This window comes from Halomicrococcus pelagicus, from assembly GCF_051917725.1.
GTDB lineage: Archaea > Halobacteriota > Halobacteria > Halobacteriales > Haladaptataceae > Halomicrococcus.
This window is the reverse complement of record NZ_JBQBLX010000006.1, coordinates 186,169-211,108: the sequence shown is the minus strand read 5'-3', so window position 1 is coordinate 211,108 and position 24,940 is coordinate 186,169. Positions and strand designations below refer to the sequence as shown.

Below are 24,940 nucleotides of genomic sequence, written 5' to 3'. Positions count from 1 at the left end.
GAAATCCATATGAGTCTTCAAGAGCGTCAAAACGAACTCATCGCCACCCATCAAGCGATCCAAGAGGCGAACTTCCCCTACGTCCTCGTCGGTGGCTGGGCAGTTTCTGCCTTCCAAACGCGATTTACGACCGATGTCGACATGGTCCTTCCAGAGAGGCTACTGGAAGAGTATGATACCCTGCTCCGAGACCTCGGATACGAGAAGGAGTTCGATAATGACGTGGCGAACATCTACGAGGGACGGATTGTCCGATACAAGAAGCCGGTCGGCGATAACGCAGTACAGTTCGACGCGCTGGTTGGTGCAGTGCGGTGTCGACAAACTAACGCCGAGTGGTCCTATCGGTATCTCCACGAGCATAGTATCGTAGCGTCACTGGACGTTGCTCCAGACTTAGAGGGTCGGATTTCCGAGCCTGCGCTCCTCTTTGCCCTCAAACTCCATAGCGGACGGCTCGCAGACACACGCGATCTCGTGGTCATCAGCCTTCGAGCTGACTTCGATCGAATTGAGCGCCATCTCCATCGTGGCGACCCAGAGAAACTTGCAGCGCGTATCGAGGGAGTACTAGAGCGTCTTTCGGACGATAGCTTCGAGGACTCCTTCAAAGGAGTATTCCAGCAGCAGCAACTACCAGCGGATGCCCTTGACACCCTGCACCAGTTCCTTGACGCACAACTCAACCAACTCTAAGAACCTGGCCGTCGGCAAGAGATCTGACACGGCGCTAGCGGAAGCCCACCCTAAAGGGTGAGTGCAAGCAATGGGCACAGCAGAGCTAATCCACCGTGCGACGACTCGGCCGTGATTCCCACGTTTCACAGTGAACGTCGGCCATCATCAACAAAGCCATCCACGGCTCGCCCATCATATCGTAAACAGAGGTCGGCAACATCGATATCGCCGGCGAAAGAGTACGCTGGTACGACGACAGCACTACTACGAGATGGGTCGTGTCAACGGTGAGAACTCAGGGGGCAGTCGTTCAGAAAAATTGCTCGAGGACGGTCTCAAGCGCTGTGGCAGCCTCTGAAGCCTGTAAGATTTTAATCTCATTGTCGTACTGCTCATCGAGGGATGCTGTTTCTTCGGCGAGATCTTGGATAACCAAGAGCCCGTTCCAGCCGTCGCCGAAATAGTCCTCAGTGACTGCATCATCACCATAGACGAATTCATCGTCTTGGCGGAGGAAGGCAAGGTATTCGAGCGTCTCCTTGATACCCTGGCGGATAGTTCCAGTGTTTGTGCTGTTTTTGACTTCCGTGATGAGGTAGTCCTGGTCGCCGTCAGGGTGCGTGATTTCGAGGACGATGATGTCGGGCCGGCCGGTATGCGTCTGGAATTCTCGGTCCTGGAAGTAGTTGTTCGCGATGTTGAAGCCTGTTGTGTGGACTTTCTCCGTCCGAGACAATCCGTTCTGGTCACCGTCTGGCGTTGATCGAAATGAGAGACCGCGGTCGTGAGCGGAGTTGTCGTGATAGACGGCAATCTCGGTGCCATCGTCGTTGGTGAGTTGCGCGATTTCCTGGCGGTCGGTTTTGATGGTCTCGAACTGGGCGTTCGTCTCGTGGAGGTCTTCGAGCGTGGCGATGAACCGGAAGAGGACGAAGAGCTCAAGAAGGGTTTCGTCGTCGTCGGGCGTGATCGCTGTCTCAGCGAGCAGTGTTTCTAGCTGGTCGCGGTCGCCGTTGAATAGTCGGCGGCGTTGCTGGAGGAGTGCTGCGGCGTCGCGGTAGATGGGTTGCCGTGATTCGGTGGCGGTGTTGAGCATCCGGTCGGTTGGTTCGTAGGCTTTCGGGTCGCGGATGCGGCGGACGTGGACGTTCTGTTCGACGATGCGCCGCATATGGTTGATGAGGGTGGTGTCCCAGCGGTCGTTCACCCAGGCATAGTCTTGCTTGAGGTAGTCTTCGGCCTCGCGAAGCGTTTCGTGGATGATTGCGATGAGTCGCTTGAAGACGAGGTTTTCGCTGGTGTCGTAGTCTTCGGTGCGGTTGTCGCAGACGAAGACCGAACGGTCGCCGGGGTTCTGTGTGTAGCGCTGTTTGATCGTGGCGCTCCAGTTGATCTTCCCGTCGACCGTGCCGCGGGTTGTCCGGGTGACGGATTCAGTGTCGGTCTGGAGGTTGCGAACACGCTGTGGGAGGTCTTCGACGAACTCGATCACGTCGGGTGAGAGGATGAAGTGGAGGTCCAGCAGGAGCTCGTACTCAGTGAACCGCTCGTCGAGCGCGTCGGGCTTGATCGCGCTTGCGAATTCTCGCTCCGGGAATGCCCCGTGCATGACATAGGTGAGGATGTCCTCCGTCAACTGGTCGAGCAGCGTCTCCCTATCCATCGTCCTGACTGGCAGCCACTTGGAGCATGTCGCGTGACGCAGTGTCGAGTAGGTCTTGATCGATCTGGTCGACGGCTGCGAGGTCGGTGACGACGCGTTTGCGTTGCGGGACGCCTTCGAGCTGCGGGAGGATGTAGCTGATAACTGCTTGTGTGAGTCGGTGCTGCCAGTCGAGGGCTGTTGTTTCGGCGAGATACGAGAGAATGTCCTGGACGACGGCCGGCCCGATTGCGCGGTCGTCGATTGCGCCGTTTGCAGCCTGCCAGACACGGCCAATGTCAAGCAGTGGGTCAACCCCATCGTCGATGTGGAAGTCGACTGTGTGGAGACTCCAGACGTCTGCGTAGTCCTCGAGGAGCGACCGGAGCTCGGAGTCGTCGAGGCCAGCGAGGTCGGGTTCGGGTACGCGGATGAAGGCGAACCGCCGCATGAATGCGTAGCTCATCTCGTACAGCGACGTCTTGTCGTAGGTGTTCAGCGTCGCAAACAGATTCCACGAGTCGGGAATGTGGTACTCGTGAGGCTGGGCGGTGGCGTTGTCGTCGACGGGTGCGAGTTCGACTTCTGCGCCGTCTTTCGTGTAGGGGAGTTGGACGGGCTGGCCGGACAGAACGGTGAACAGTTGGCCGAACGCTTTGTCGATATCCGCGCGATTGAGCTCGTCAATCACCAGCGAGTCATTGCGCTGTGTGTTGGTGGTTCGTTTCTTGAAGCGATTGAGGACAAGGCCGGGCGTGAACTCGAGGTGGTTGCCAGCGTCGGTGTCGTCTTCATTCGGCATGTAGCCACCCACCGTATCGAACGTCGACCAGTCCGACGTCGCCGTCGTCACCTGCGACCCCGAGTAAAGGTATGGGTATTCCCTTGCGAGGTAGTCGGCGACACGGCGAGCGATCTCGGTCTTGCCCGTGCCTGGTGGTCCGGTGAAGATCACGTGTTTGCCGGAGCGCAGTGCGCCCTCGACCTGTGCGAGAATCGCTTCGCCCTGACCATTCGGGAAGTGGAGTTTTTCGAGAATCTTGGTGCTATCGTTGGTGATGTGGCCGTCGAAGGATTTGTGGAGCGCAATCGGGGGTACTTCCGTGACGCGACTGGCGAGTGCATCCACTACTGCGAGTGCCTTGCTATGGTCGTCGGGTGTGCCAAGCGTCTCGATTGCGCGGTGGCGAGGGAAGCCGCTGCCGGACGCTTGGTTGCAGATGTCGTCCGCCTCCGCGAAACCGAGTGCATTGCTGGTGAGAGCTTCGAGATCACCGTTGATCGTGGCAGGTGCTTTCGCCGCGAGATCTTTGGTATGATCGATAGCGTCGAAGTCGCCGGATAGATAGAGTCGTTCGAAGGTGAGGAGTCGAGAGAAGGTTTTGCCCTCGGGGCCGTCGTTGTCCTCGTCGTGCCACCAGATTCTATCGTCGGGTTTGGTGGTTGTCGCTCGGACAATACCGGCACCAAGCAGGCAACTTTCCTGGTCGTCGAGTTCGCTTCGACTTGGGCTTTCACGTGAGTGGAAGACGACGACATCGCCGGCGTCAATATTCGACCAGTGCTCCTGATCCTTCTCCTCCAAGCCGACTGCAGCGTGTTCATACGCCGTCAACCAGTAGTCCGGCGGTGACGTAGCTTTGTAGACCGTCGGCTGTTCGTCCTGGATCTGAGTGACGAGCGGATGATCTGGATTGTTGAGCGTTTGTATTGTGTCTTCTTGGCCTTTTTCCAGTAAGTAGTCGCCTGCTTTCTCGCTCAAGTTGAAGAGATATTGCTGGTTGATACCGGCATGGTTGACTGGATAGTATCGGTCAAGGCGGACGTCCTCACGCCAAAGATACTGAACGGCATCGACAAAGCGGACAGGGTTATCGAAAAGATGCACATCGATATCGACTCGCCGCTTCTCTTCGCCGTCTACGTGGACAAGATACGCTGGGTGCGTGACCTCTGAGTACCCTACGACTTCGCCGTCGACGTAATTGAATACGACGTCTCCCTGCTCGAGTTTCTGAAGGTCGTAATTCGGAAAATCAGTCCGAGGCGCCTGAAGATACTCGTTCTCGAGTTCTTCGCGACTCTGGTTCACCCAGTAATATGGCGCAGTCGCCGTTACAGACTCGTCATCGACCAGATCCTTCGCTGCGTCGTCCTCATTTCCCGCATTAGTCGAGTCTTCTGTTTCGTGGTTTTCGGCGAGTGCTTTCTGTCCGCCATCTACGCTCGTCTGTGTATGCTCTGCTTTGATTGACTCGACTGCCTTCTCGATGGACCCAAATTTTGAACGTAAATTGTCTTGCCTACGTTTTACTGGCCGCATGAATCCCTGAACTCTGTATCCCTCGCTATACTCGAGTGGGGCTGTGACCGCCTGTGTTGGGATCGAAAATTCCTCGAAGTCCGTTAGCGTGTATACGAGTTCGCTTGAGGGGTTATTCCACGCCCACTGTCCGAACTCTTGGCTCCTGAATGAATGCTGAATACGTCCGCCTGCGAAGAATCGACCATCCCGGGAAAACAGGACAATATCGCCCTCCTCAATTTCCTCGTGGTATCGTGCCTTCTTCGATTCGTACGTCGTCCCCCAGACACGCGCTTCCTGTCGGTGGTCAAGTTCATCCGGCAGACCCTCTGCATCCGATAAATCTAGCGGCGTCTCGACTGTTGACTGAAAATGCGGATGCCAATCCTCGTTAACAGGATGAAAGTAGAGCTTTACCATTTATATATAACCAAGGATACGCTTGGTTGAAACTTTCCTTTCCGATTGGAAGTCTCGCTGTTATTAGGCCTTTTTCCCTATTTCCGGGGCTCACAGGTGATTTCGATGCGGGATAAATTCGGACAATTACTGAGCAATCCCAGCACACAATTAAATTCCCCATCATATCCATTTATCTTTGATAATCAAACGCCTGGTTAGATGTGTTACAAGAGGACTGAACCAGCGGTATGAGGAGTAACATAGTCGAAGTCAAAAACTAGTAAAGTGATCATTAACCTCTTTAGCGGTTAATTTCGAGATCCCAATCCTCAATCAGGTATTCGCACGCAAACATCGCACTCATATAGTCAACAACGAGATCTACTTGGCAGCTGTCTCAGGCACCTTCGGGGCGTTACACGGATATTAGGAGAAAGCTCACGGTTTTAGCCGTTGGATGCATCCGTAAGTTCCATGCCACATTTTTCAGTAGTCAGCAGTACTAAGTTCCTACGATGAGAAACTGGGTCTTCGACCGCACCACGGCTTCACTGTGGATTTTACTATACTCAACAAAGTAATCACGCCGTCCAAATTATAATATTTTATTAGTCATAAAATTACGAGGTTGAGAACCCTTCAAGTAGGTTCTCGAGGGCATCCTCATCGGCAATGGCATTATTGATAAGTGACCGAACCTCAGCATCGTCAACAGCGAACGATTCACCAAGCCGATAAAGAAGGTCGTCCAGTTCGCCATCAAGGGTTCCATTTAAGTACGGGAGGATGTAGTTCTGCCACTGATTTGCGATTGCTTCGGATGAAAGGGGCCGCATTCCCGGCGAAAGTCTGGTGAACACTGTATAGCCGAGACGGTAGCGGTCCCTATGCGTTTCTCTTAGTGCGTCATTCACTGCTTCCAGTGCATCGAGTGATTTCGATAGTATGTCCTGAGCCTGCCCAGATACCTCATGATCCTCAGGCGGGTTTTCGTAGATATTTTTGACGCGGTCTGGCTGGGGGGAAACCTTGAAGACGCTGAAACGTTGTCGGACATTCGCTGGCAAGTCTCCAAGCAATGTTTCACTGCTGTCGACTATCCCGATAACATACATGTTCTCCGGAATATAGAACGGGAAACCAGTCTGAGGGAGCCGAACACGAGTGTTGGACCCTCGTCCACTCTCCGGAAGTAACTCCCAAACTGGCCCGAACGCTGTGGCAGGCTCTACAGCTGTGAAATCCTTAATAATATGAATATGTTTCGGTGGTGTCTGTCCCTTAGACCGGGCCTGTACAGCATCGGCTGCAGCGACATTGCAGTGCTGACCAAACGGCCCAGTTGGCAGCCCCCCATCCGCCTTTCCACCACTACTTCTCCCCTCGATGAACTCCGCTGGCGTAATATTCGAGTAGAACGACGACCGCCGTATGCGGTCAGATTCCCCCGCGAGGGGGGTCAGCACTGAATCAAACCATTCATCCGCAAACACCCTGAGCCCGGCTTCCTTCCCGGATGCCGGTGGTCCACAGACAACCGCAAGCCGAGAATCACATAACACACTCGCTAACCGACCGTACTCGCCAAACGGTGCGACATCAGGTACGTCGGGTCCTTCTGGTCGACCAAAAATACTCCTATCATATTTATCTGAGTCTGTGGGAGGCTGTGACAGTCCTGAATCCCACGGCTCTTCTTCAGAAAGCCACCGGCCAAAATCAGCGATGTCACTACTGGAACGGTTAATGAAATCCCAAAAGCTTCCAAATTCATTTAATGTTACTGATCGTTCAGGGTCCGTGAACCGGGTAAATGAGATAATATTATCTCGGTCATGTCCAAGAACTTCTGCCAAATCTCGGCTATTAATATTAACTCTATCATCGACGTCAGATAAAAGGAGGAGATATGGGTATTCAACTTCTCGGAACCGCAATTGATCCTCAAGTTTTCTCGCGCGTGACTCCACCAAAGCAGGGTTAGTCACGTTCTTCAAAGCGATCAGTAAAAATGATTCAAGAGGACTATACTTGACCCCAGTAAGCTGTGCCGCAACTGTATACTCGCCTCCAGTATAGAATAGCAACAGTGAATCCTGTAGAACATCTTCATGTATTCCCATAGGAAGCTGAGATGGTACCTCTTGACGAATCGCGGAAATAGCATCAGAAAGAGAGAAAGAATTGCCAACATAAGTGGCATCTTCCATGCGGACCTCCAGACACTGGACAATTTCTGATGCGTTCTCTGAAAGCACCGCATCGATTTCCCTCACGGTTTCCTGATCGAAGCGATTGTCAAACCCGTATTTTTCAGCTATTGATTTTCGAATCCCCCAGACCGGTCGCTCAGGACAAAAAGCCGAATCATCAAACGGGAAATTTTCATTAGGAACTTCCTCCGCTGGAAAAACTGTGAACCGGTTCAAATGTTCCATAGCTTCCGTGTTGGCTGCCGGAACTAGGTAAAGTTCATCTTGCTGCCAAGGATTAACCATAAAAGCTGATCAGCTCCCTTGTGAATAATTCCTCATTCTCGTTGCGTATCCGTGCAACTGCACGTGCGAACTCACCCTCGGCAAGAATGCCGCGGGAATACGCCTGTTGGAATTCCGTTGCGAGTTTTTCTTTATGAACATCTTCTGGCCCGTCGAATTCCAGCAACCCCTCAAACGGCCTTTCTCGTATGCCATCAGGCCCAACTATTGACTCAATGTACAGCTTCGCAAATCGCTGCGGATGGTCTGAGGGGAGTGCCTCAAGGAAATCAGCGAGTTCGTTCAGTTTTAGTAGCGCCATCACTTCGTCCGAATCCGTCTCCTCCAGTGCTGGAATCATTTCACTACTTAGCTCTCCGGCTACGTCGAGGAACGCCAGATTCCGATGTCGATTATCACTTTTGTTCACGTACTCCGAGATTAGCTGCACCACTGCTTGAATGGCTTCATTCTGTCGCTCTTCGGTCGACAACTGGTCAGTTGCCACCTGTACGAATGTCTCGAGATTATCTGGAAGCGATGGGTCATCTTGATCAGCAAAATCCTGTTCTTCGGCTCTCTCCAGCCCCTGCGAGAAGAGCGCAACTAGCCCAGCAAGCCGATCCTCGGTCAACCGATTTTTGTACCGTTCACTGACTGGTGATTCACCACCCTGCAGACGGAGATATGGAGTCGGATGATCAACCACGTAATCAGTGGTATTGACCAGGAAACTCCGGAGGCTCAGCCGACGTTCCGTGGGCACCCCAATCGAGTCGAACACTTGCGTCGTCTGCTCAACTGACCCAACTGTATTCCGACGGTGCAATCCTCCACGGGTCTCGTAAATCTCGTCAAGCAGGGCAGGATCACTCTGCAACTCTTGGTGGAATTGTGGAAAGTCCTCCTGCACCACGGTCAGCCATGCAATGAAGGGCCATTCCCATTCCCACTCCTCACTGTCCTCCTGGTGCTCTCCGTCTTGTTGCCTATCACCATTAATCTCGTTACCGAGCCGTCGGTCACGCTCCTGCACGAGCGTTGCCAGTGTCGTATACTGGTTTAAGAGCCGGTTCACGCGCCGTGGTGTTGACAACGTCGTAGACTGCAAGACATCGATGACGTCGTCAGTGACGGGAATCTGGAACCCTTGCTCCGACAGAGGTCCGTCATCAACCTCTAGGTCGGCGGTGACCTGTGGGGAAGACTGGAGGGTGGTGGTTTGTTGGTCGAAATACTCGTGAATCTGTTCCGTGGAGGGATCGGGAATATGGAGTTCGGTTTCGAAGAATTTCTCGAGGAAGTGCTGGCGGCTATTAACGTTCGAGAGGTATTCACCCGAATTCGCTGATGCAAGATGGTTGTAGAGTTCTTTTTCATCACATGGAATGATGTAGACGCACTTCTCGTGTTCGAGGAATGATTTTAGCGCGATCAAGACTTTGTAGGCTGTTTCGCTGTCACATCGGTCGAGGTCGTCAACGACGATGACGATGCGGTCAAGTTCTTGACCGTTCTGGGACTCTTCTTGATAGCGTTCGTTGGCTTTCTGGATAATCGTATTGAAGAGTTCCTCGTACGCGCCTGACCAGCCATCTTTTGGATTTTTTAAGGAACGTTCTACTATCTGGCTTGAGTCTCTGAATTCTTTTAACGCGGTCTTTGCGATCATAAGACCGCCGGACACCATCCCAGCAAAGATAGCCGTGACAACGCCAAGTATAGTAATAGAGCTGAACACCTGTGAAATAACTCCGAGAACTCCTGCCGATGGCGTCTGAAGATAGACAATGATTAAATACATCAACGCTATCCCTATCCCATAAATCAGGAAAAGCCGGGTCAACGCTGGACTAATTGCCCGAATGGTATCGACGATCCCCTGGTCGGTAATCTCATTTTCGTTGTAGGTGTCATATAGTGTCCGGACTATCTCATCTTGATTCAGAATTCCGTCATCTGTCTGCCGGACTTGATCCTCAAGTAACTCACTCTCCGGTGATCGAGCTGCGCTCTTCTCCGTAGAATCACTCAGTGACCGTAGCCATGCCATGAATGCGGATTTTTTACTGGAGAGGGTGTCACCAACTATTTCACGGAGGGAGTTATCAGTAGTTTCGACTTCGCTATCGGAGTTTTCAGTAGCCGCTAGTTCCGCCTGTACTTCTGAGGTGTGTGCTGTCTCTTGGCTGGTTTGGCTGAAACACAGATCCAGTTCGTCAGCCAGTGCTTGATTCAGGTCGAGGAGGAGATCAGTCCGTACTGACGAGTTTGCATGCTTCCAAGCGTTAACCGAGACAGCGATACAATCTTCGAAATCTTCAGTATCAATTTCGCAGGTCTTAATATACTGATATCGTCGACCGTTGGTCTTTTTTGTTTGACTGGAACGGATTCGCTGTATCAATATATTAACTATTGTGGATTTGCCGGCTCCCCACGACCCGAAGAGGCCGATGTGAAAGGGGGTACTTGCACCAAGAATTTGTTGCTCGAGCGTCTTCACATGACTTTCATGGTCAAATTTATCACGTGCGCTCGAAAATATATCGGAAGGATTAACAACCGGCATACGGCCAGTGACAGACCCCATTTCTTCGTCAGGTTTCGGATCTAGCGAATCGTTATTACGTTCACCACTCTGGGTATCTTGAGGTGATTGACTGCTTGCAGAGTCACTTGTTGAGGGAGTGATCGAGGATACTCTTTTAGACCACTGGCTGAGAACGAAGGCATCTTCATAGATGGTCAGCTGATCTATACGTACCATCTGCTTTCAGTATCTCAATCCAATACCCCTATACCATTATTTAACTTTCTATATTCACTGACTACAACCAGTAATGCGATCGTCCACCGCGTGACTTGCAGAAACCATCTTCATCCATGATTGATCTGCAAGTGTTGTAGGCTGCTCGTCAAGGCCAAATATGGGTCAGCCCCGATGCCTATTCCGAGCCTCGTGCCGGCCAAGTCATGGCGTCGTAAGGAGCTTGGCCTAATGATGCTCAGCCACTTCACCATCTTCGCTAATGCCTATTACATCCGTGCGTTCAGACGAGAGAAATCCGACCTCTGGCTGACGATTGATGACATCCTTGAGAACCTCAGTACAGAGTACGATCGTGATGAGGGTCGGTTGGCTGTTGAGGACAAACTCCGCGACTTAGCTCGGGTCGTTGTGCTGGAATTTGAGGATGGAGAAATCAGGGGGCACCCGGACATCTATCGAGAGGTTCAACAGGACGCCACGATTATTGCGTGAAACTCCACCTTCTGGTTGTCGTTGTTCCGTCTATTTCTGGTGAATTTGCCACACGACGCTACCGAGGTCGGGTTGAGAGGCATATTCCCCGGTTCTTGGAGAATCTGGCATAGGGCTGTAACAGATTCACTGCCTTCTACGACACTATGATGAGAAATCGCAGTTACCTCTCGTCCCATACTAAAGATATGCCTTAGACACTACTTCAGCAGAATACAGCAGTCTTGAGGAGGATAGTCCCATCCTCTCACTAACCCAATATTTTCGTTTGGTATCTGAGTGTCTTTTTATGCAACTCGGTAGTATTCAAGCATCAAACGTGGTGGAAGAAGGTTCGTGCCACAATTGATGAGCATGGGTTCTACCGAATCAATCCTAGCTACGGTAATCCCAAAGAGACAGGCGAGTTCTGGGTAGAAAATGATATTGTATCGCTATCGGACTGGGCGCTTGACGCTCACGGATAATCCTTCCTAGACGATCCTGATGTCGTAACGTTTGACTCTGTTAACAGCAAATTCAAGGATTTGATGGAGGGCGAGATTTTGTGGGGTGAAGTGCGCGAACTGATTGACAATATCCAGTTTAGCGATAAGGACACGAAGATTTCGGCAGGCAAAGCTAAAGGATGCATCAACCGTCGAGTTGTTCATTCGGGGGACCGAGACGTTCCCAGTCGGGTGTCAGTACCCGATGATGAATTTCTGAGACAGATGTTACACGACGGTAACACCTATCATTCGCCGACCTTCTTCCAACCGAAGGCAATGCTGTACCACACAGGCATTCTTACCGAGCGCGGAGCGGAGCCGTAACTAGATGAGCGGCTGTGAATACACCGTGTTCGAACGTTGTTGGTCGTTAGCCCTGATTACAGAGGGGAACTAGCAGCGCGACCTATTCAAGGTACTTCAACGCGGGGTACATTCGGTCGTCATCGGGTAACCAGATTTTCTCCCCAGCCAGTTTCTTGAATTCCTGATACCCATCCTGACTCGGGGCCTCGCTTACTGAGATCTCATAATCGGTGGTAACGGACAACCAGCCGTTGTCGTACGCCCAGTGATGGAGTTTACACAGGGCAATCCCATTCCGAATATCATCGGGCCCTCCTTCCGTCTTCGAGCGAATGTGAGCGGCTTCAACTTCGGGCCGTCCATCTGGTGTTTCGCGCCGAATCCCACAGAATGCACAACGCTCTTCATAGGCCTCACGAACGGTTTGTCGGAAGGCCTCTTCACGGGCGATCTGTTTGCTGGTGGTGTGTTCTACAGGCTCTGTGTCTGGTGGTTCTTCCTCGAGACGAGCGATCAACTCTTCTCTGGCTTCCTCAATCTCTGCAGTATCGGGTTTTGCGACGGTATCCTCAGCAAGTGCTGCGGTCCGAGATCCCCATTCCGGGATAATGAGACGGGCCCCCTCTTGGTTTAAGCGGTTGACGATCTCGCGAAACGCTTCCGACGAAAGTGTCTCGTTATTTTCGATCTGGGGGAATTCGCTCGAGCTAATTCGATAGAGATCCTCCCAAATCACTCTGACCTGATAGGGGTAGGTCTCCCCCCACGCATTCTGGATGATAAATTTTTCGCAGCCTGTGACCGCTGTCATGGGCCCGTAGATTTCGTTTTCGCTATAATCGTAGAGGAGGATGACATCGCCGGGGCTAACGTTGTGGTAGTCCGTATCCCCAACTATCTGTCGTCGCAAACACTCAGGACGAGTCCCCGCATTGCAGATATATCTCCAGTATGCCATTCAGTTACGGAGTAAACCTTGTTGGGGAGCGAACTTGTATCTATGCCTTTATATACTGTGAGATATACGCGACCACATTTTATTAGTACAGGTGTCCGTTTGCTAAGACTATAGAATGTCGACAGGCGGGACTTCAAAACGAGGCGATCTGATAGAGATAGATGACAACATTGCACCTGTACTGGTCACTGATGAGCTGGGGAAGCTCCACTATCGGGATGAGCAGGTCGCACTTACGCGGTTCGATCGATCGTATGTTGCCGCAGCAGGAAAGGCGGCAGACGAGGGGCGTGACTTGGCGCTAATCTATCCGTCTGCGCCGACCTATCTCCAGCTTCCCGTTCTTCTCGCGGTGGGCTACCAGAGCTATGATCCACCGCCGACGCTTTTCATCAGCAATCGCTCAGGGGCAGGGATTCGTGAGCAGTATTTCGATGTCGGGATTGGTGAGTCACTTCCCGGAGCTCCCATTCAATCTCTCGCTGATTTTACTGCCCCGCTGGTGAAAACCGGGGATGGGCGGAAACTCTCCTATATTACTCATCACAAACCACAGAACTGGGGCGGCGATTACAGAGGTGTCTCTGTCGTTCACTCCACGCTCGGCAGGAAGATCGCTGGTGATTTTCCGACTGAAGATGAGTTACCGCTTTCCGCTATCGTCCTCGATCTAACCACTAAGCTACTCGATGATTTCAGTATCATTGAACAGTATCAAGAACACGCGTCTGAGAGAGACATCCCGCTCCTCTATCTCTTCGATACTCCGTGTCACAGACATCTTGAACGTCTAGAAGATCAGAACGCGGAGAAGTCGCCGTCAGAGCAGGCCCTGTTCTGGGGGTATAGCCATTCGGTACTGGAACAGGCTGGTGAAGATGTACTTGCTATCGAGTCTCCGAAGTCATCGTTTAAACCGAGGTCGATCACATCGGAGAACGTCGATCAAAACTCCCCGTTTGAGGCCTCGATACCGGTGTTGCGGAATATCATCAACAGAATTAACCGAGAAGTGACTGAACTCACCTACGGTGACCTGCAGCCAGCTGCTACTGATGCCTATAGCAAAATCCAAGATGTCGCCAGTTATGTGCGGCACCGCCGAAGTACGTTTCCTCGCTCGGTTTCACACGCAATGCGAGATCTGTATTTCGCCTATTCGTATCTGAGTACTCTCCCGACATCTGTCGAATTTCATGATGATATCATGGCTTTCGAAAGCGGCTGGGGTGCTGGGTCGACGTTGGACCAGATGATAGACAACGTTCGGAAAAATTACCAGTCACTTGAAAGCGACGTCACCGGCGCCGGTAACATGCTCGAAGATGCATGTGATGAGCTATCACGGATGCGAAAGCAGCTCGTCAATCGGAATCCGAAGGCAGACGAAATCGTCCGTGAACTGCATTTAGCCATCGAGAATGATGAGTCGCTGGTGGTGCTCACATCGACGAACAGACAGACTTCGCTTTTGCGGTCGTTCGTGTCTGAACTGGCTGGCATCTCGGGGAAAGAACTGAATGATGTTGGTATCCAGTTCCATTCGCTGTATAATACGCACACAATCCCGATGGGTGATCGCCTGCTATTCCCTGGCGTCCCAACAAAGAGCCATCGACCGGCGGTACTGTCTGGTGTGACGTCGGAACAGACCTATCTATCATACGAATGGGAAACTGACCGGCTCAAATATTGGCTCGAGGAACTCCAGCGTATTGTCGATCAGCGATGTGGACCGGCCACACTTCGACATACCCTCGAGCAGCTCGGTGTCAGCCTCGGCAACCTTGAAGCCTATATTGACCTCCCCGAAGAGGGACAGGCACCGGTACCTCTGGACATGGAGGCCGACAGTAGCCGGTCGGAGTCTGACTCACTCGACGACGGTTCAGAAGACGAGGTTTCAACCACACGCAAACAGGGTGTTGGAGGAAACCCCTCGACAAGTGTCGGCACCAGTGATTCAGTAGTGGAGGAAAACACGGAGGTCGATCCAGACACGTTCAGGCCAGACTCAGACGCGTTTCGTAATGCGGCGGAGTATTTCGATAATGGTATCGAGCAAGAATCGGTCGATGAGGGACGTGAAACAGTTTCGTCGTCTGGAGAGGGAACCGTCGATGCAGTCAAAGTGTCCCTCTCGGGCGGTGCGTGTATTTTCGAGCGGCCGAACGGGCTACTCTGGGTATATGACGAACAGAAGACGGGAAAGAAGCGACGCCGCCGGAGAGCGGCAAATGCACTTGAGAAAGGGGATGTGGTACTAATCACTGAGCGAGAGTCTCGTCGCGACATCTTCGAGCACGTCGTTGAGAAGATCCGGTCCGAAGTCCCCGAGTTCAAGAAGTACAGCAAAATGCTGGAATACTGGCGGACCAACTTGGAGCGGATCGTTGCCGAAAACGATCTTTCTCACACGGACATGGCCTCTGCACTACAGACCTATGCCGAAGAAAACGACGTGCCTGAGGCCAGTCGAACGTACCACGCCGTGAGAGGCTGGGTGACGAAAGAAGCGATCGGGCCGGATAATTATCAGGTCATTGAGGCACTGGGTGAAATCTACGACGTCGATATTTATAAGGAGATGGCGATGGAGATTGAGGCTTCACTCGAGGAGATCAGAGATCTTCATCGCCGGGTCGGACATCACCTGGACAAGATTCTGTTCAGTGCTGGGTCGGCTGAGGATGGTGATACGTGGTTGTTCGAGGAGTTCAATATCAGGGTCGGAGATCTACAGGATGCTGTTGAGTATCGGCGTGTCAAGCGAGTCTCGGAAGACACGTTTGAGGTGAATAGTCGTGATCTTGGGCGCGTATTTGATTAGTAATTAAACCAACACATAATAATAATTGTGAAATGTTTATAAGGGTTCCCTGGGATTCCTAGGTCCATGTCTGGCGAACACACTCCAGATGCCGTCCGGGAGTTTTCACACTTCGCCCCAGAGCATACGGACGTTGGCAATGACGCCTATCGAGATCAGACGAAGCTCTCTCGATATATTGGCGGACGGGTTCTTGACCATGTGACCGGGACTGGGACCCGGAAAGAATCGGATGCGATCGCCCGCGTCGACAAACCATCCGACAAGTACTTTGCAGGGACACTGGCGCCAGCTGAAGACGCCGAACACAGTGATCTGTCGGATGAGCTCGAAAGCAAACTCGCTCCATCCGCGATCCAGGCCGAATTTATCGTCGATCCCGAGGAAACCGACGAGATCTATGTCACCATCTCGGGGCACGTCTACTATCGAACATTCCCTTCCTTCGAACAGCAAACTGCAGATGCGGCCAGTACTACAGCAACGGAAGATTCCGTCCAAGGAGATGATGAGAGCGAGATTGGACAAGAAGACGTCGATTATGAGCGCTTCGGGCGAGTCTACCATCGATACCAGTTCACCACGGACCCAATAGCGATTCCGGTCCCCTCTCTTGATGAGCAGCGCCGGATTTCACCTTCGATCGACGAGGCGGACCCGGTCATTTCCCGCACCCTAGATTCGATCGGGAATGAACTCGAAGAGGTTGACCAAGCAGCCGACAGCCCCCCGCTCTGGCGGTCAGACTGGTTCATTGACCGCTCCGTGGACCTTGGCTCTGTACCTAGAGCCCCGGCCAACGCAGAAATCGACTCGGATGAGTACACGGGCGATCTTTACTTCCCGTCTGGGATTCTCGAACACGATACCGAGGAAGCAAACCGAGACGCGTACGACGCACTACTTCAACGGATTACTGCAGGCCCATCGGATGAACGTGTATTTCCTGACTGGGGGATTTCTGTCGATATCGAATTTGTGAGGACAGACAGGGGGAGGACACGGGCAATTCTAACCGTCGAAAACACGTCGTCTGGTGACCCACGAGATGACGAAGGCAGCCTCCACCACACGATGGACAAGGATACGACACTTTTCGACGTGACTGCTGATATCGAGGCCGGTTCTGGGGAGTTCCGCAATTTCACGTTCGAACGGCTCGAGGATGACTTCCGCTACGATCGGTCTCTTCCGGGCCGTGGGACAAACTGTGTCGTATCCCGGCCGGATCCTAACGATGGCTCGCATCTTCGGACTGAATACCTCCCGGTGCACCGCCAGAGACGGTACGTCCCGCGTATGGGTGAGGACATGAAGCGGGATCTTGACCTGACATTCGAGACGCTGCAGGATCTGGAGAATGGCGGACTGGAGGCGCTGGAGAAAATCCGTGATGAGATGTGGGATTATCTGGAGAACCAGAATCGCGGATACGATCAGGCGCTGGCGAATCACTACGAGCAAAAACAAGACTTTACGGAGGACGACAGGCAGGATTTCAATGAAGACCGGGAGGCATTCCACAAGGAGATCTTGCGAGTCGAGAGGGCGATCGAGTGTCTCCGTGCTGATCTTGAAGATGAGGAAATGGACGGGCATGTTGTGCGGTCGTTCGAGCTGATGAACCAGACGTTCGGGGAAGCGCAGGATTTCCCGGGCTGGCGTCCCTTCCAACTGGTGTTCATTCTTCGGGTCCTTCCTGACCTCGTCAGTCGAGAATATGATGAGTGGAGCGAAGTCACTTGGCGGGAGAGGGAAGCAGCAGAAAACTACAGTGGTGATGAGATGGACGCTCTCGATCTCGTCGACATCGTCTGGTTCCCGACCGGTGGAGGGAAAACCGAAGCATACCTCGGTCTCGGCATCTTCGGGGCGTTCTTCGATCGATTCCGGGGGAAGAACTATGGAGTAAGTGCTTGGACCCGGTTCCCGCTTCGTCTGCTTTCCCTTCAGCAAACGCAGCGACTGGCCAAGCTGCTGATGTATGCTGAGGTGATCCGGACGACGGCTCCTGAACTATGTGGTGACGACAAGATGGGGTTCAGTCTGGGGTATCTGGTCGGTTCTGCAAACACCCCGAACAAACTCTCAAATTACGCTAAGAATCCAGATAGCGATGATGAGTATATCCGGATGTACAACCGGTACAAGGAGAAAGAAGACAAGCGAAAAGAGGCCAAGGTCATCTCGGCCTGTCCGTTCTGTGACGCCCCCGTCAAGGTCGAGGTGACCGACGATTTCCGCCTCTCCCACTGCTGTACAAACGACCGAGAGGATTGTGACTGGCAGCAACGCACGCTTGATATAGATGGAGCATACCAGATATTCGATCGCGACGAACTGCCGATTCACGTCGTCGACAACGAGCTCTATCGGTACGCGCCGACCTTCGTTGTTGGGACGATCGACAAGATCGCGGCGGTGAATTACGAACGGAAATCCGCCCATCTCTATGGCGGGAAGATGACGCACTGGTGTCCCGACCATGGATTCGCCAGTCTCGGGGAGTGTACCGAGAAATACGCCTGCCATAGCGATAATGCTGGATCACTTGATCCGGAGGAGGATTTGATTCCTCTAGAGGAGACACCGTTTGGAACGCCGACGGATATCTCTCCGACGCTCCAGATTCAGGACGAGTTACACCTGCTCAAGGAGTCACTGGGGACCTTTGATGGTCACTACGAGACGTTCGTGGATGCCTATCAGCAAGAGCAGGGGCTTCAGCGAACCAAAATCGTCGGTGCGACAGCAACTATCGAGGAATACGAGAAGCAGACAAAGCAGCTGTATCTCCGAAAGGCAGAGCGGTTCCCTACGGAGGGGCCGTTCCTTGGGGAGAATTTCTACGCCAAGACCGAGGATACGACTCGACGGCAGTTCTGTGGCATTTTGCCGCACGGGAAGACGCATATCAACGCTGTTATCGATCTGCTCTATCACTACACGCGTGAAATTGAGACGCTGAGAGAGGAGATACGGGAAAGTAGCGGTCAGCATCCGTTGATCGATGAACTCTCATTTGAGAACATCTCGTCAAGCAAAGACTTCCTTGAGCTTCTGAAACTGTACGAGACCAGTCTTGCCTACACGATTAGCAAGAAAGAGAAGAACCCTCTCGTGCGTTCGATTGACGGTCAGATGGCGGACTATCTTCGCAGTGATGGACTACGAACGCCGCTCTCGGAAGAGCTGACCGGGGATACGCTATTCGATGACGTCGAGGAGATTCTGAATAATCTCGAGGATCCTCCGAATGACTTCCGCGAACGGCTGAATATGATCACCGCGACCAATATGATCAGTCACGGTGTTGACGTTGATCGGTTCAACTACATGGTGTTCTTCGGGATGCCGCGGCAGACGGCAGAATATATCCAGTCGAGTTCTCGTGCGGGCCGGAAGCATCCTGGTCTTGTCCTTCTGTGTTTCAATCCGAGCCGTGAGCGTGACCAAAGCCATTACCACATGTTCAACAAGTATCACGAGTTCCTCGACCGGCTCGTCGAGCCCGTCCCTGTCAACCGGTGGAGCCAGAATAGCGTCAAGAAAACGATCGCCGGGATGTTCTTTGGATGGCTCTACAACCAGTGGATGTATCAAACTGAAGACCATTTCTGGTTCTCGGACGACGTTCGCCCATTTGTTAGGGCAATTCGAAACGACAATGTGCAGGACACGGACGACTACCGGTCGACCCACATTACTGGTCAAGACGATGTTCTTGAGCTGCTAGAGCTGTCCTATGGCCGGCATCTGGGAGGCGAGATCCCGGATACCTTCCAAGAGATGCTGGAGAAGGAACTGGACAGTATGCTGGCGACGCTGGAAGGTGCCCGTACGCAGTTCGCTGGGGAGGCTCTTACCAATGGGCCAATGCGAAGCTTACGGGATATCGATACGGAGATCAAGTTGCTTCCAGACGACTGGCATAACAACGCCCTGTTCGAGACGCTAGAGGGGCGATAACGATGGCCGAGAACGACGATAACTACATGGGGCGGGGGAAGGCGCAGGTACTCTTCAATCATCTTCCCCAGAGTACCTTCGACTACGATCGAGGGTTCGGGATTCACCGGGTCAAGCGAATCCGTGGTGAAGCGGCAGATGAACTCGACCGACAGTATATCGGGGAACAGGTAATCCGGCGTGTTCGTCAATGGAACAAGGAAGATGACTCGCTCGGCACTACCGGATTCCCCGATTTCGCCGATTCATACGAGCTGCTGAAGCCAACGAAGGTGAAAACTGAATTCTTCCCGCTTTTGCTCTCCTGTGAGGAGTGTGGCCGCGCTCACTTCTATCAGTCACCAAATCAGCTCGCATATCAGAATGAGGAGATGAAATGCGATGAATCCGACTGTGACGGGGAAATCTCACAGGAACAATTTGTCGGATTCCATGAATGCGGGTCTATCGAATCCCTTGCCCCGTCGCAAAAGTCACAACCCTATCGAAAACCGGGTCCCTGCACGTGCAACAGTGAACGGTGGCGACTCGACACAAAGGGCAGTCAGCGACTGCAGAATTTCCGCTGGGTCTGCATGAACTGCGGGAACCGAGAAGAACTAAGCCAGCAGTGTGGGAGCAACTGCGATCTCGAAGAAGATTTCCTGTCGTTCAACGTCCACCGTGGGAGCAACGTCTATCAGCCGCACTATTTCAACCTTGTCAGCGTCTCGAGTACAGGGTCAAACCGTCTCAGTTCTCCAAATGAGGCTATTGCGGTGCTCGCCAAGTACCTCGGGCTCAGCGACGATCCGGTCAGCAAGATCGATATCGAGCAATCAAAAAAGGACACCGAACGCGAGGAACTCGAAGAAATGCGTGATAGCCTCAAAGCCAAGGGGCTTGATGACGCTGCAGAGGATATTGAACGGGAACTGGAGGAGCTGGATTCGGGTGGCGAAAGTATCAGGGACGGAGTTGAGCGCTTCACGCCCAAGTTAACGGCCGGGCTCAATTCGGACTCACGTGCCGAATATCAGTATGCAACCGATGCGGTCCAAGAGATCTATGAGCACCTGAACATTACCAACGAACTCCGGACGCGGCAAGCCTCTGAGGTTATTCTGGACCGGGGTGAAGTCGATCTGCGACAGCGAGAATCACTTGAAGAGCAGGCTGCTAAGGTCGAGCGCAAGATCGATCGATTCGGAATCAGTGGCGCTGGTCTTATCGAGGATTTCCCGATCACGAGTGTCGTATTCGGGTATAGCCGTGGTGGGCGTAACCCAGATGAAGCCCGTCTCATATCGTTCGGTGCTGAGGATGCAGAACTGGTCGACGGCCAGCTTGAGTCGTCTACAACGCCAGTGTTTGTAGATACGGTTCGAACCGAGGCGGTACGGTTCAAGCTTCGACCACGGGTGGTAATATCTTGGTTGCTCGAGAACAGCCGGCAGGAAACCGATCTGGGGGACATGCTTCACGAGCAGATCCTGCAAAGCAGCATGCCAGAGTCCCGGGCGGTTCCTGTTCGTGAGAACTGGACAGGACAAACGGTCAATGACTGGGCTGTGGTGGAGGGATCCTCGATCGAGACAGAACCGCTCGATAACTGGTCAGCCGAGGAAATCAGGGGTTGGCTGGCCGAGAATATGACGCCAATTCCTGAGTACGACACCATTTCAGTCGATGATCCACAGCAGATCATCAGCTACCACGTCTACCATCTGGTTCACTCGTTCTCGCATGCAGTCCTGAAGTATGCAACCTCACTCATCGGAATGGAGCGAACGAGTATCTCGGAGTACCTGCTTCCTCGGTCGCTGTCATTTATTATTTACACTAACCAGCGGACTGATTTTAGCCTCGGTGGAATGCATGCGCTCGTTGAATCAGGTCTAGATGACCTGCTCGACGAGATTTACCAAGGCGGAAATAACTGTGTGTATGATCCGGTCTGTAGCCGTGACGGGTCGAAATGCTTCAATTGTATGTTCGTTTCCGAGGTTTCCTGTAGCCATCTAAATCGTAATCTCGGCCGAGATTTCCTGTTCGGTTCAAAACGGATGGCAAACCGGGATCTCGTGGGGTACTGGGAACTGGCTGAGGAGCTCGCCCGAGAGGGGGATTCCTGATGGGATGCTTGGCTAGAGAGACCAGTAAGTCGGAACCACACGCGGCGGCGTTGAATTGGGCACTACGCTGAATTACTTCCGCAACTTGCGCACAGCGACGTTCGTAATGTCAATGTGCCGCTTGAAGGCTTTCAGAGTGGGCGTTGCATCGCATGGTACACCGAACAGATATGGGGGCCGCTTTGATCTGCCTTTTCATCGTCTTCCGAGGGCTGTTTCACTCACGTCCCGAATCTGGACACAGGTAACAGAGCCTGTCGACCGCTCGTACTTGCTCGTTATTCGGGGGAACAATCTCTTGACCAGCAGGTGGTGAATTCTCGATCTAGATGCGGGAAGAACGGCATCCGGCACTGAGTGGACAGGCCTGACAGTCAGGAGACGACGGCGTACAGATCTCTGCACCGAGGTCGAGAAGTGCTAGGTTGAACGACCGTGCGAGGCCCGGTTCTCTGGGTACCACCCCGTCAAATACACGGTATACTGAGTCACTTTTGTGCGGCTGGCTTGACAACTCGCAATCAAAAAATCTGGATAGTACTCGGGCAAAATTGGCATCAACGAGAGAAAGGGGACGATTGAAGGCGAAAACCAGCGTTGCTCGCGCGGAGTACGGCCCAACTCGCCATGGCTTTTTCAGCTCTTCTTCAGAATCCGGAACTTTCCCATTGTACTCAACATGTACCAGTGTCGCGACCTCACGGAGAGTTCTCGTCCGCTGGTTTCCGAACCCTAGGGGTGCGATAATCTCTCGGATTTCGTCATCCGCTACAGAGTATAGAGCCTCGGCATCCGGAAATCGGCCAAAGAAGTCGTCATACACATTTGCAACTAGATCTCCTCTGGTCCGCTGGAGGAGAATTTCCGAGCAATAAACGTGCCAAGGATCGGTTGTTTCTCGCCAAGGATAGACCCGGCCGTTATTTTCGAGCCAGACCAGAATATCAGGGAGCATCGAGAGAAACTCATCCATCTTTGACGACGGGCATGAACAACCCAAGTGATCGAGTGCTCGTTCACTGACCTCCGGGCTTGTTAACTCCCTCAGGATAGAAGCAGATGTCCTCGTTCGCCCGAATGGCAGTTTTGGGTGTTCGCGAGGCATTACCAGTACTCTATGACTCGCACACCTCTTGTATCCATGGTCACAGTGCTCCATCGCGCCCGCACCAAGGCCTCCAGTTCAGGACTTTGACTCACACCGAAATTTAGGGAGCATCCATCAGATTCATTATAGGGCTTGGTCAAACAGGACTATGTCGAATCTGGCAGAGTTCGTCCCTGAGAATCTCCCCTCGGAACTTCGCCAGGTGACTGATGCCGAACGTGAGCATCACCGAGATCTGGTAGTTCGAAATATCGATATCGTCATTGATTTCTTTGCAGCAGAATCTATACGCGAACAAAGAAACCTCCCCGTGGGGTGTCCGTCTGCAACCCCCGAAATTCTGTCTCGAAAGCGAAGTTCAGGCGAACAGGGTAACAAATTCCCTTGCCGGTTCGAACAGTTCGCTGAATTACCCGACGGTGAGGGGGAGTGTTGTGGAGATCCACTCTGTGGTAGTAATGATCCCCTTGACGCGGTAGCTGCAGTCTGTCTGGCCACCAATGGACGACCCCCGAGTGCTAGGTATCGCGAACACAGGTGGCGAGAACTGGTCAGTGGCCTCAGAACGGACGTCGGGGACTGGGACGAAATTGCAGCCCTGCGTAAAGCCGAACTCCTGAACGTGCTTGGATCACTTTGTGGAGAGTCCGGATTCAACCGTGAACGGGGTATTCGGTTGTTTTCTCTTCTCCAGCAGATCGATGATTCTGAGCGGACGGCGGGTGTCTCATTGACTGATTTACCGAAGCTACAGTATGAGCATCTCGCCGACTTTCTATCTGGTCTGCCCGGCATCTCGGAGAGTGACGCATGGTGGTTGCTACTGACAGCTTTCGAGAAGCGGGTTTGGCCTACCTCACCCCGAACTGACATTCTGCTGTGTTCGCTGGGGATTCTGCCCCTAGAAAAGTATTCAAGAGGTGAATCGCGGCGAAAGCTGGTGGAGGAAACCTTTTCGGACAGGCGGCTACCTGTTCTCCATCGCGTTCTCTCCGCACACGCGATTCGAGCTGGCGGAGAGTCCTGTGGAAGCGCCTGTCCAGTGCGGAAATTCCTTCTACCTTACCGAATCCGAAAGCAGAATGAGCCAAACGACTCTTCTCTTCCCGTTGTTGTTGACCTCTTCTCAGGTGCGGGAGGGTTCTCCACTGGTATGAAAGCCGCCGGATTCGATGTCCGCTATGCCGTCGATCAGTCTGTCCACGCGACCGACACGTATCGCCTAAATCATTCAGAGATTCCACATCAGGCGGTCCGAACCGAGGACATTCAGGAGACCGTTGATTCGGGCTTCTTTGAGAATACCGAGGAGGATATCGACGTCGTGGTTGGCGGTCCACCATGCCAGGCGCTCTCCCTCGCGGGCTATCGGTCGCGACTCTCGAATGAGGAGGAATACAGTGTTCTCGACGACCCTCGAGCCACGCTCTATCAGAGCTACATCGATGTTGTCGACGATATTGGGCCCGAGGTCATCGTGATCGAGAACGTAGAGGGCATGGTTTACGAGATCGAGGACACCGGAATTGAAGTTGCTGAACTGGTCTTGAAGGGGCTTGCAGAGATTGGATATGAAGCAACCGTCAATCTGGTAGACTGCTCTGATTACGGACTGCCCCAAGACCGAAACCGCGTAATCATCTTCGGCGTTCGAGAAGACAGCGAGTCTCTCACGCTTGACCCTGAAGACGTGCTCGAGGAGTTCATCACAGGTAGGACAGACTCGACGCCGACCATCCGGCAGGCGCTTTCAGGTCTGCCACGTCTCAAGCGTGGTGAAGGCGGGAATGTTGTCCCTCGCCAGATTCCCGGCCCCAAGAGTGAATTCTTCCAGAATGCAGACCTCGAGGGCGATGTCGGCTTTGTCTATAATCACCAGGCTCGAGAGCATCCTAAACCAAAGGACCGCAAGCTCTTCGACGAGGTCATGGAACCTGGGATGGATAGTGCCGATGTCATTCACGGATCAGAACACGGCGACCTGATCGATTACGACATCGGGACTGAAGATAACCCCCGGTTCACCGATAAATACCGGATGCTCGAGTGGGATGAACCTTGTCCAACCATCGTCGCCCACCTCAGGAAAGACGCCAATAGCTTCATTCTCCCTGACTATCACGAGTACTACACCCAGTCCATCAAAGACCCCTGCAACAAACGGAACCGAGGAATCACTCCCAGAGAAGCTGCGAGAATCCAGTCATTTCCCGATGATTTCGTCTTTCTCGGCTCATTCACAGACTGGTACGAACAGATTGGGAATGCGGTTCCACCCTATATTGCAGAACAGATCGGTCGCGCTATCGCGCAGAAGCTAACCACGGAGAAATCAGCCAGCACTACGGCACAGAATTCACAGGCGCCTGCCGAATCAGACGATTAACTCGCTCTG

The 24,940-nt window shown here is 52.9% G+C and carries 13 protein-coding genes; 7 read left to right on the top strand and 6 right to left on the bottom strand.

Annotation, left to right across the window (positions count from 1 at the left end):
* Nucleotides 1–9 precede the first annotated feature (9 nt).
* A complete protein-coding gene (locus tag ACTF4R_RS16955) occupies nucleotides 10–696 on the top strand; it encodes a hypothetical protein (RefSeq protein WP_440009037.1) in 687 nt (228 codons plus the stop codon).
* Nucleotides 697–988: 292 nt separating this feature from the next.
* On the opposite strand, the gene ACTF4R_RS16950 is transcribed toward ACTF4R_RS16955, so the two are convergent.
* The 4 genes from ACTF4R_RS16950 to ACTF4R_RS16935 form a co-directional block, all read right to left on the bottom strand.
* On the bottom strand, nucleotides 989–2,341 hold the full coding sequence (locus tag ACTF4R_RS16950) for a hypothetical protein (RefSeq protein WP_440009036.1): 1,353 nt from the start codon (nucleotides 2,339–2,341) through the stop codon (nucleotides 989–991).
* Nucleotides 2,334–5,045 (bottom strand): AAA family ATPase, encoded by a 2,712-nt coding sequence (locus ACTF4R_RS16945; RefSeq protein WP_440009035.1) that lies wholly within the window; start codon nucleotides 5,043–5,045, stop codon nucleotides 2,334–2,336. Before ACTF4R_RS16945 ends, ACTF4R_RS16950 begins: the two co-directional genes overlap by 8 nt.
* A gap of 602 nt (nucleotides 5,046–5,647) precedes the next feature.
* On the bottom strand, nucleotides 5,648–7,525 hold the full coding sequence (locus ACTF4R_RS16940) for a 5-methylcytosine-specific restriction endonuclease subunit McrB (RefSeq protein WP_440009033.1): 1,878 nt from the start codon (nucleotides 7,523–7,525) through the stop codon (nucleotides 5,648–5,650).
* The gene (locus tag ACTF4R_RS16935; protein WP_440009031.1) at nucleotides 7,518–10,274 is read right to left on the bottom strand and encodes a P-loop NTPase fold protein; all 2,757 of its coding nucleotides are present in this window, start codon (nucleotides 10,272–10,274) and stop codon (nucleotides 7,518–7,520) included. Before ACTF4R_RS16935 ends, ACTF4R_RS16940 begins: the two co-directional genes overlap by 8 nt.
* Nucleotides 10,275–10,505: 231 nt before the next feature.
* Between ACTF4R_RS16935 and ACTF4R_RS16930 the strand changes: the two genes are divergently transcribed.
* Together ACTF4R_RS16930 and ACTF4R_RS16925 are read left to right on the top strand one after the other, a co-directional pair.
* Complete coding sequence (locus tag ACTF4R_RS16930; RefSeq protein WP_440009029.1) at nucleotides 10,506–10,769, top strand: hypothetical protein; 264 nt, start codon at nucleotides 10,506–10,508, stop codon at nucleotides 10,767–10,769.
* Nucleotides 10,770–11,299: 530 nt separating this feature from the next.
* Nucleotides 11,300–11,584, top strand: a complete 285-nt coding sequence (locus tag ACTF4R_RS16925; RefSeq protein ID WP_440009330.1) for a hypothetical protein — start codon at nucleotides 11,300–11,302, stop codon at nucleotides 11,582–11,584.
* An 82-nt stretch (nucleotides 11,585–11,666) separates the two neighbouring features.
* On the opposite strand, the gene ACTF4R_RS16920 is transcribed toward ACTF4R_RS16925, so the two are convergent.
* Nucleotides 11,667–12,377, bottom strand: coding sequence for an HNH endonuclease (locus tag ACTF4R_RS16920; protein ID WP_440009028.1), 711 nt, complete (start codon nucleotides 12,375–12,377; stop codon nucleotides 11,667–11,669).
* 262 nt (nucleotides 12,378–12,639) lie between these two features.
* Between ACTF4R_RS16920 and ACTF4R_RS16915 the strand changes: the two genes are divergently transcribed.
* The 3 genes from ACTF4R_RS16915 (at nucleotide 12,640) to ACTF4R_RS16905 (ending at nucleotide 21,437) form a co-directional block, all read left to right on the top strand.
* A complete protein-coding gene (locus ACTF4R_RS16915) occupies nucleotides 12,640–15,354 on the top strand; it encodes a DrmE family protein (RefSeq protein WP_440009026.1) in 2,715 nt (904 codons plus the stop codon).
* Between the two features lie 66 nt (nucleotides 15,355–15,420).
* Nucleotides 15,421–19,323, top strand: a complete 3,903-nt coding sequence (locus ACTF4R_RS16910) for a helicase-related protein (protein WP_440009025.1) — start codon at nucleotides 15,421–15,423, stop codon at nucleotides 19,321–19,323.
* A gap of 2 nt (nucleotides 19,324–19,325) precedes the next feature.
* Nucleotides 19,326–21,437, top strand: coding sequence for a hypothetical protein (locus ACTF4R_RS16905; protein WP_440009024.1), 2,112 nt, complete (start codon nucleotides 19,326–19,328; stop codon nucleotides 21,435–21,437).
* Nucleotides 21,438–21,762: 325 nt separating this feature from the next.
* Here ACTF4R_RS16905 and ACTF4R_RS16900 read toward each other — a convergent pair whose 3' ends face one another.
* Nucleotides 21,763–22,410, bottom strand: coding sequence for a hypothetical protein (locus ACTF4R_RS16900; protein WP_440009023.1), 648 nt, complete (start codon nucleotides 22,408–22,410; stop codon nucleotides 21,763–21,765).
* Nucleotides 22,411–22,693: 283 nt separating this feature from the next.
* Between ACTF4R_RS16900 and ACTF4R_RS16895 the strand changes: the two genes are divergently transcribed.
* Nucleotides 22,694–24,931, top strand: coding sequence for a DNA cytosine methyltransferase (locus ACTF4R_RS16895; RefSeq protein ID WP_440009021.1), 2,238 nt, complete (start codon nucleotides 22,694–22,696; stop codon nucleotides 24,929–24,931).
* The last annotated feature ends 9 nt before the right edge of the window (nucleotides 24,932–24,940 follow it).

What these genes read in the sequence shown, in the direction of transcription:
- ACTF4R_RS16955 (WP_440009037.1), top strand. Translation starts at nt 10, where the DNA reads ATGAGTCTTCAAGAGCGTCAAAACGAACTCATCGCCACCCATCAAGCG.
- ACTF4R_RS16950 (WP_440009036.1), bottom strand. Translation starts at nt 2,341, where the DNA reads ATGGATAGGGAGACGCTGCTCGACCAGTTGACGGAGGACATCCTCACC.
- ACTF4R_RS16945 (WP_440009035.1), bottom strand. Translation starts at nt 5,045, where the DNA reads ATGGTAAAGCTCTACTTTCATCCTGTTAACGAGGATTGGCATCCGCAT.
- ACTF4R_RS16940 (WP_440009033.1), bottom strand. Translation starts at nt 7,525, where the DNA reads ATGGTTAATCCTTGGCAGCAAGATGAACTTTACCTAGTTCCGGCAGCC.
- ACTF4R_RS16935 (WP_440009031.1), bottom strand. Translation starts at nt 10,274, where the DNA reads ATGGTACGTATAGATCAGCTGACCATCTATGAAGATGCCTTCGTTCTC.
- ACTF4R_RS16930 (WP_440009029.1), top strand. Translation starts at nt 10,506, where the DNA reads ATGATGCTCAGCCACTTCACCATCTTCGCTAATGCCTATTACATCCGT.
- ACTF4R_RS16925 (WP_440009330.1), top strand. Translation starts at nt 11,300, where the DNA reads ATGGAGGGCGAGATTTTGTGGGGTGAAGTGCGCGAACTGATTGACAAT.
- ACTF4R_RS16920 (WP_440009028.1), bottom strand. Translation starts at nt 12,377, where the DNA reads ATGACAGCGGTCACAGGCTGCGAAAAATTTATCATCCAGAATGCGTGG.
- ACTF4R_RS16915 (WP_440009026.1), top strand. Translation starts at nt 12,640, where the DNA reads ATGTCGACAGGCGGGACTTCAAAACGAGGCGATCTGATAGAGATAGAT.
- ACTF4R_RS16910 (WP_440009025.1), top strand. Translation starts at nt 15,421, where the DNA reads ATGTCTGGCGAACACACTCCAGATGCCGTCCGGGAGTTTTCACACTTC.
- ACTF4R_RS16905 (WP_440009024.1), top strand. Translation starts at nt 19,326, where the DNA reads ATGGCCGAGAACGACGATAACTACATGGGGCGGGGGAAGGCGCAGGTA.
- ACTF4R_RS16900 (WP_440009023.1), bottom strand. Translation starts at nt 22,410, where the DNA reads ATGGATGAGTTTCTCTCGATGCTCCCTGATATTCTGGTCTGGCTCGAA.
- ACTF4R_RS16895 (WP_440009021.1), top strand. Translation starts at nt 22,694, where the DNA reads ATGTCGAATCTGGCAGAGTTCGTCCCTGAGAATCTCCCCTCGGAACTT.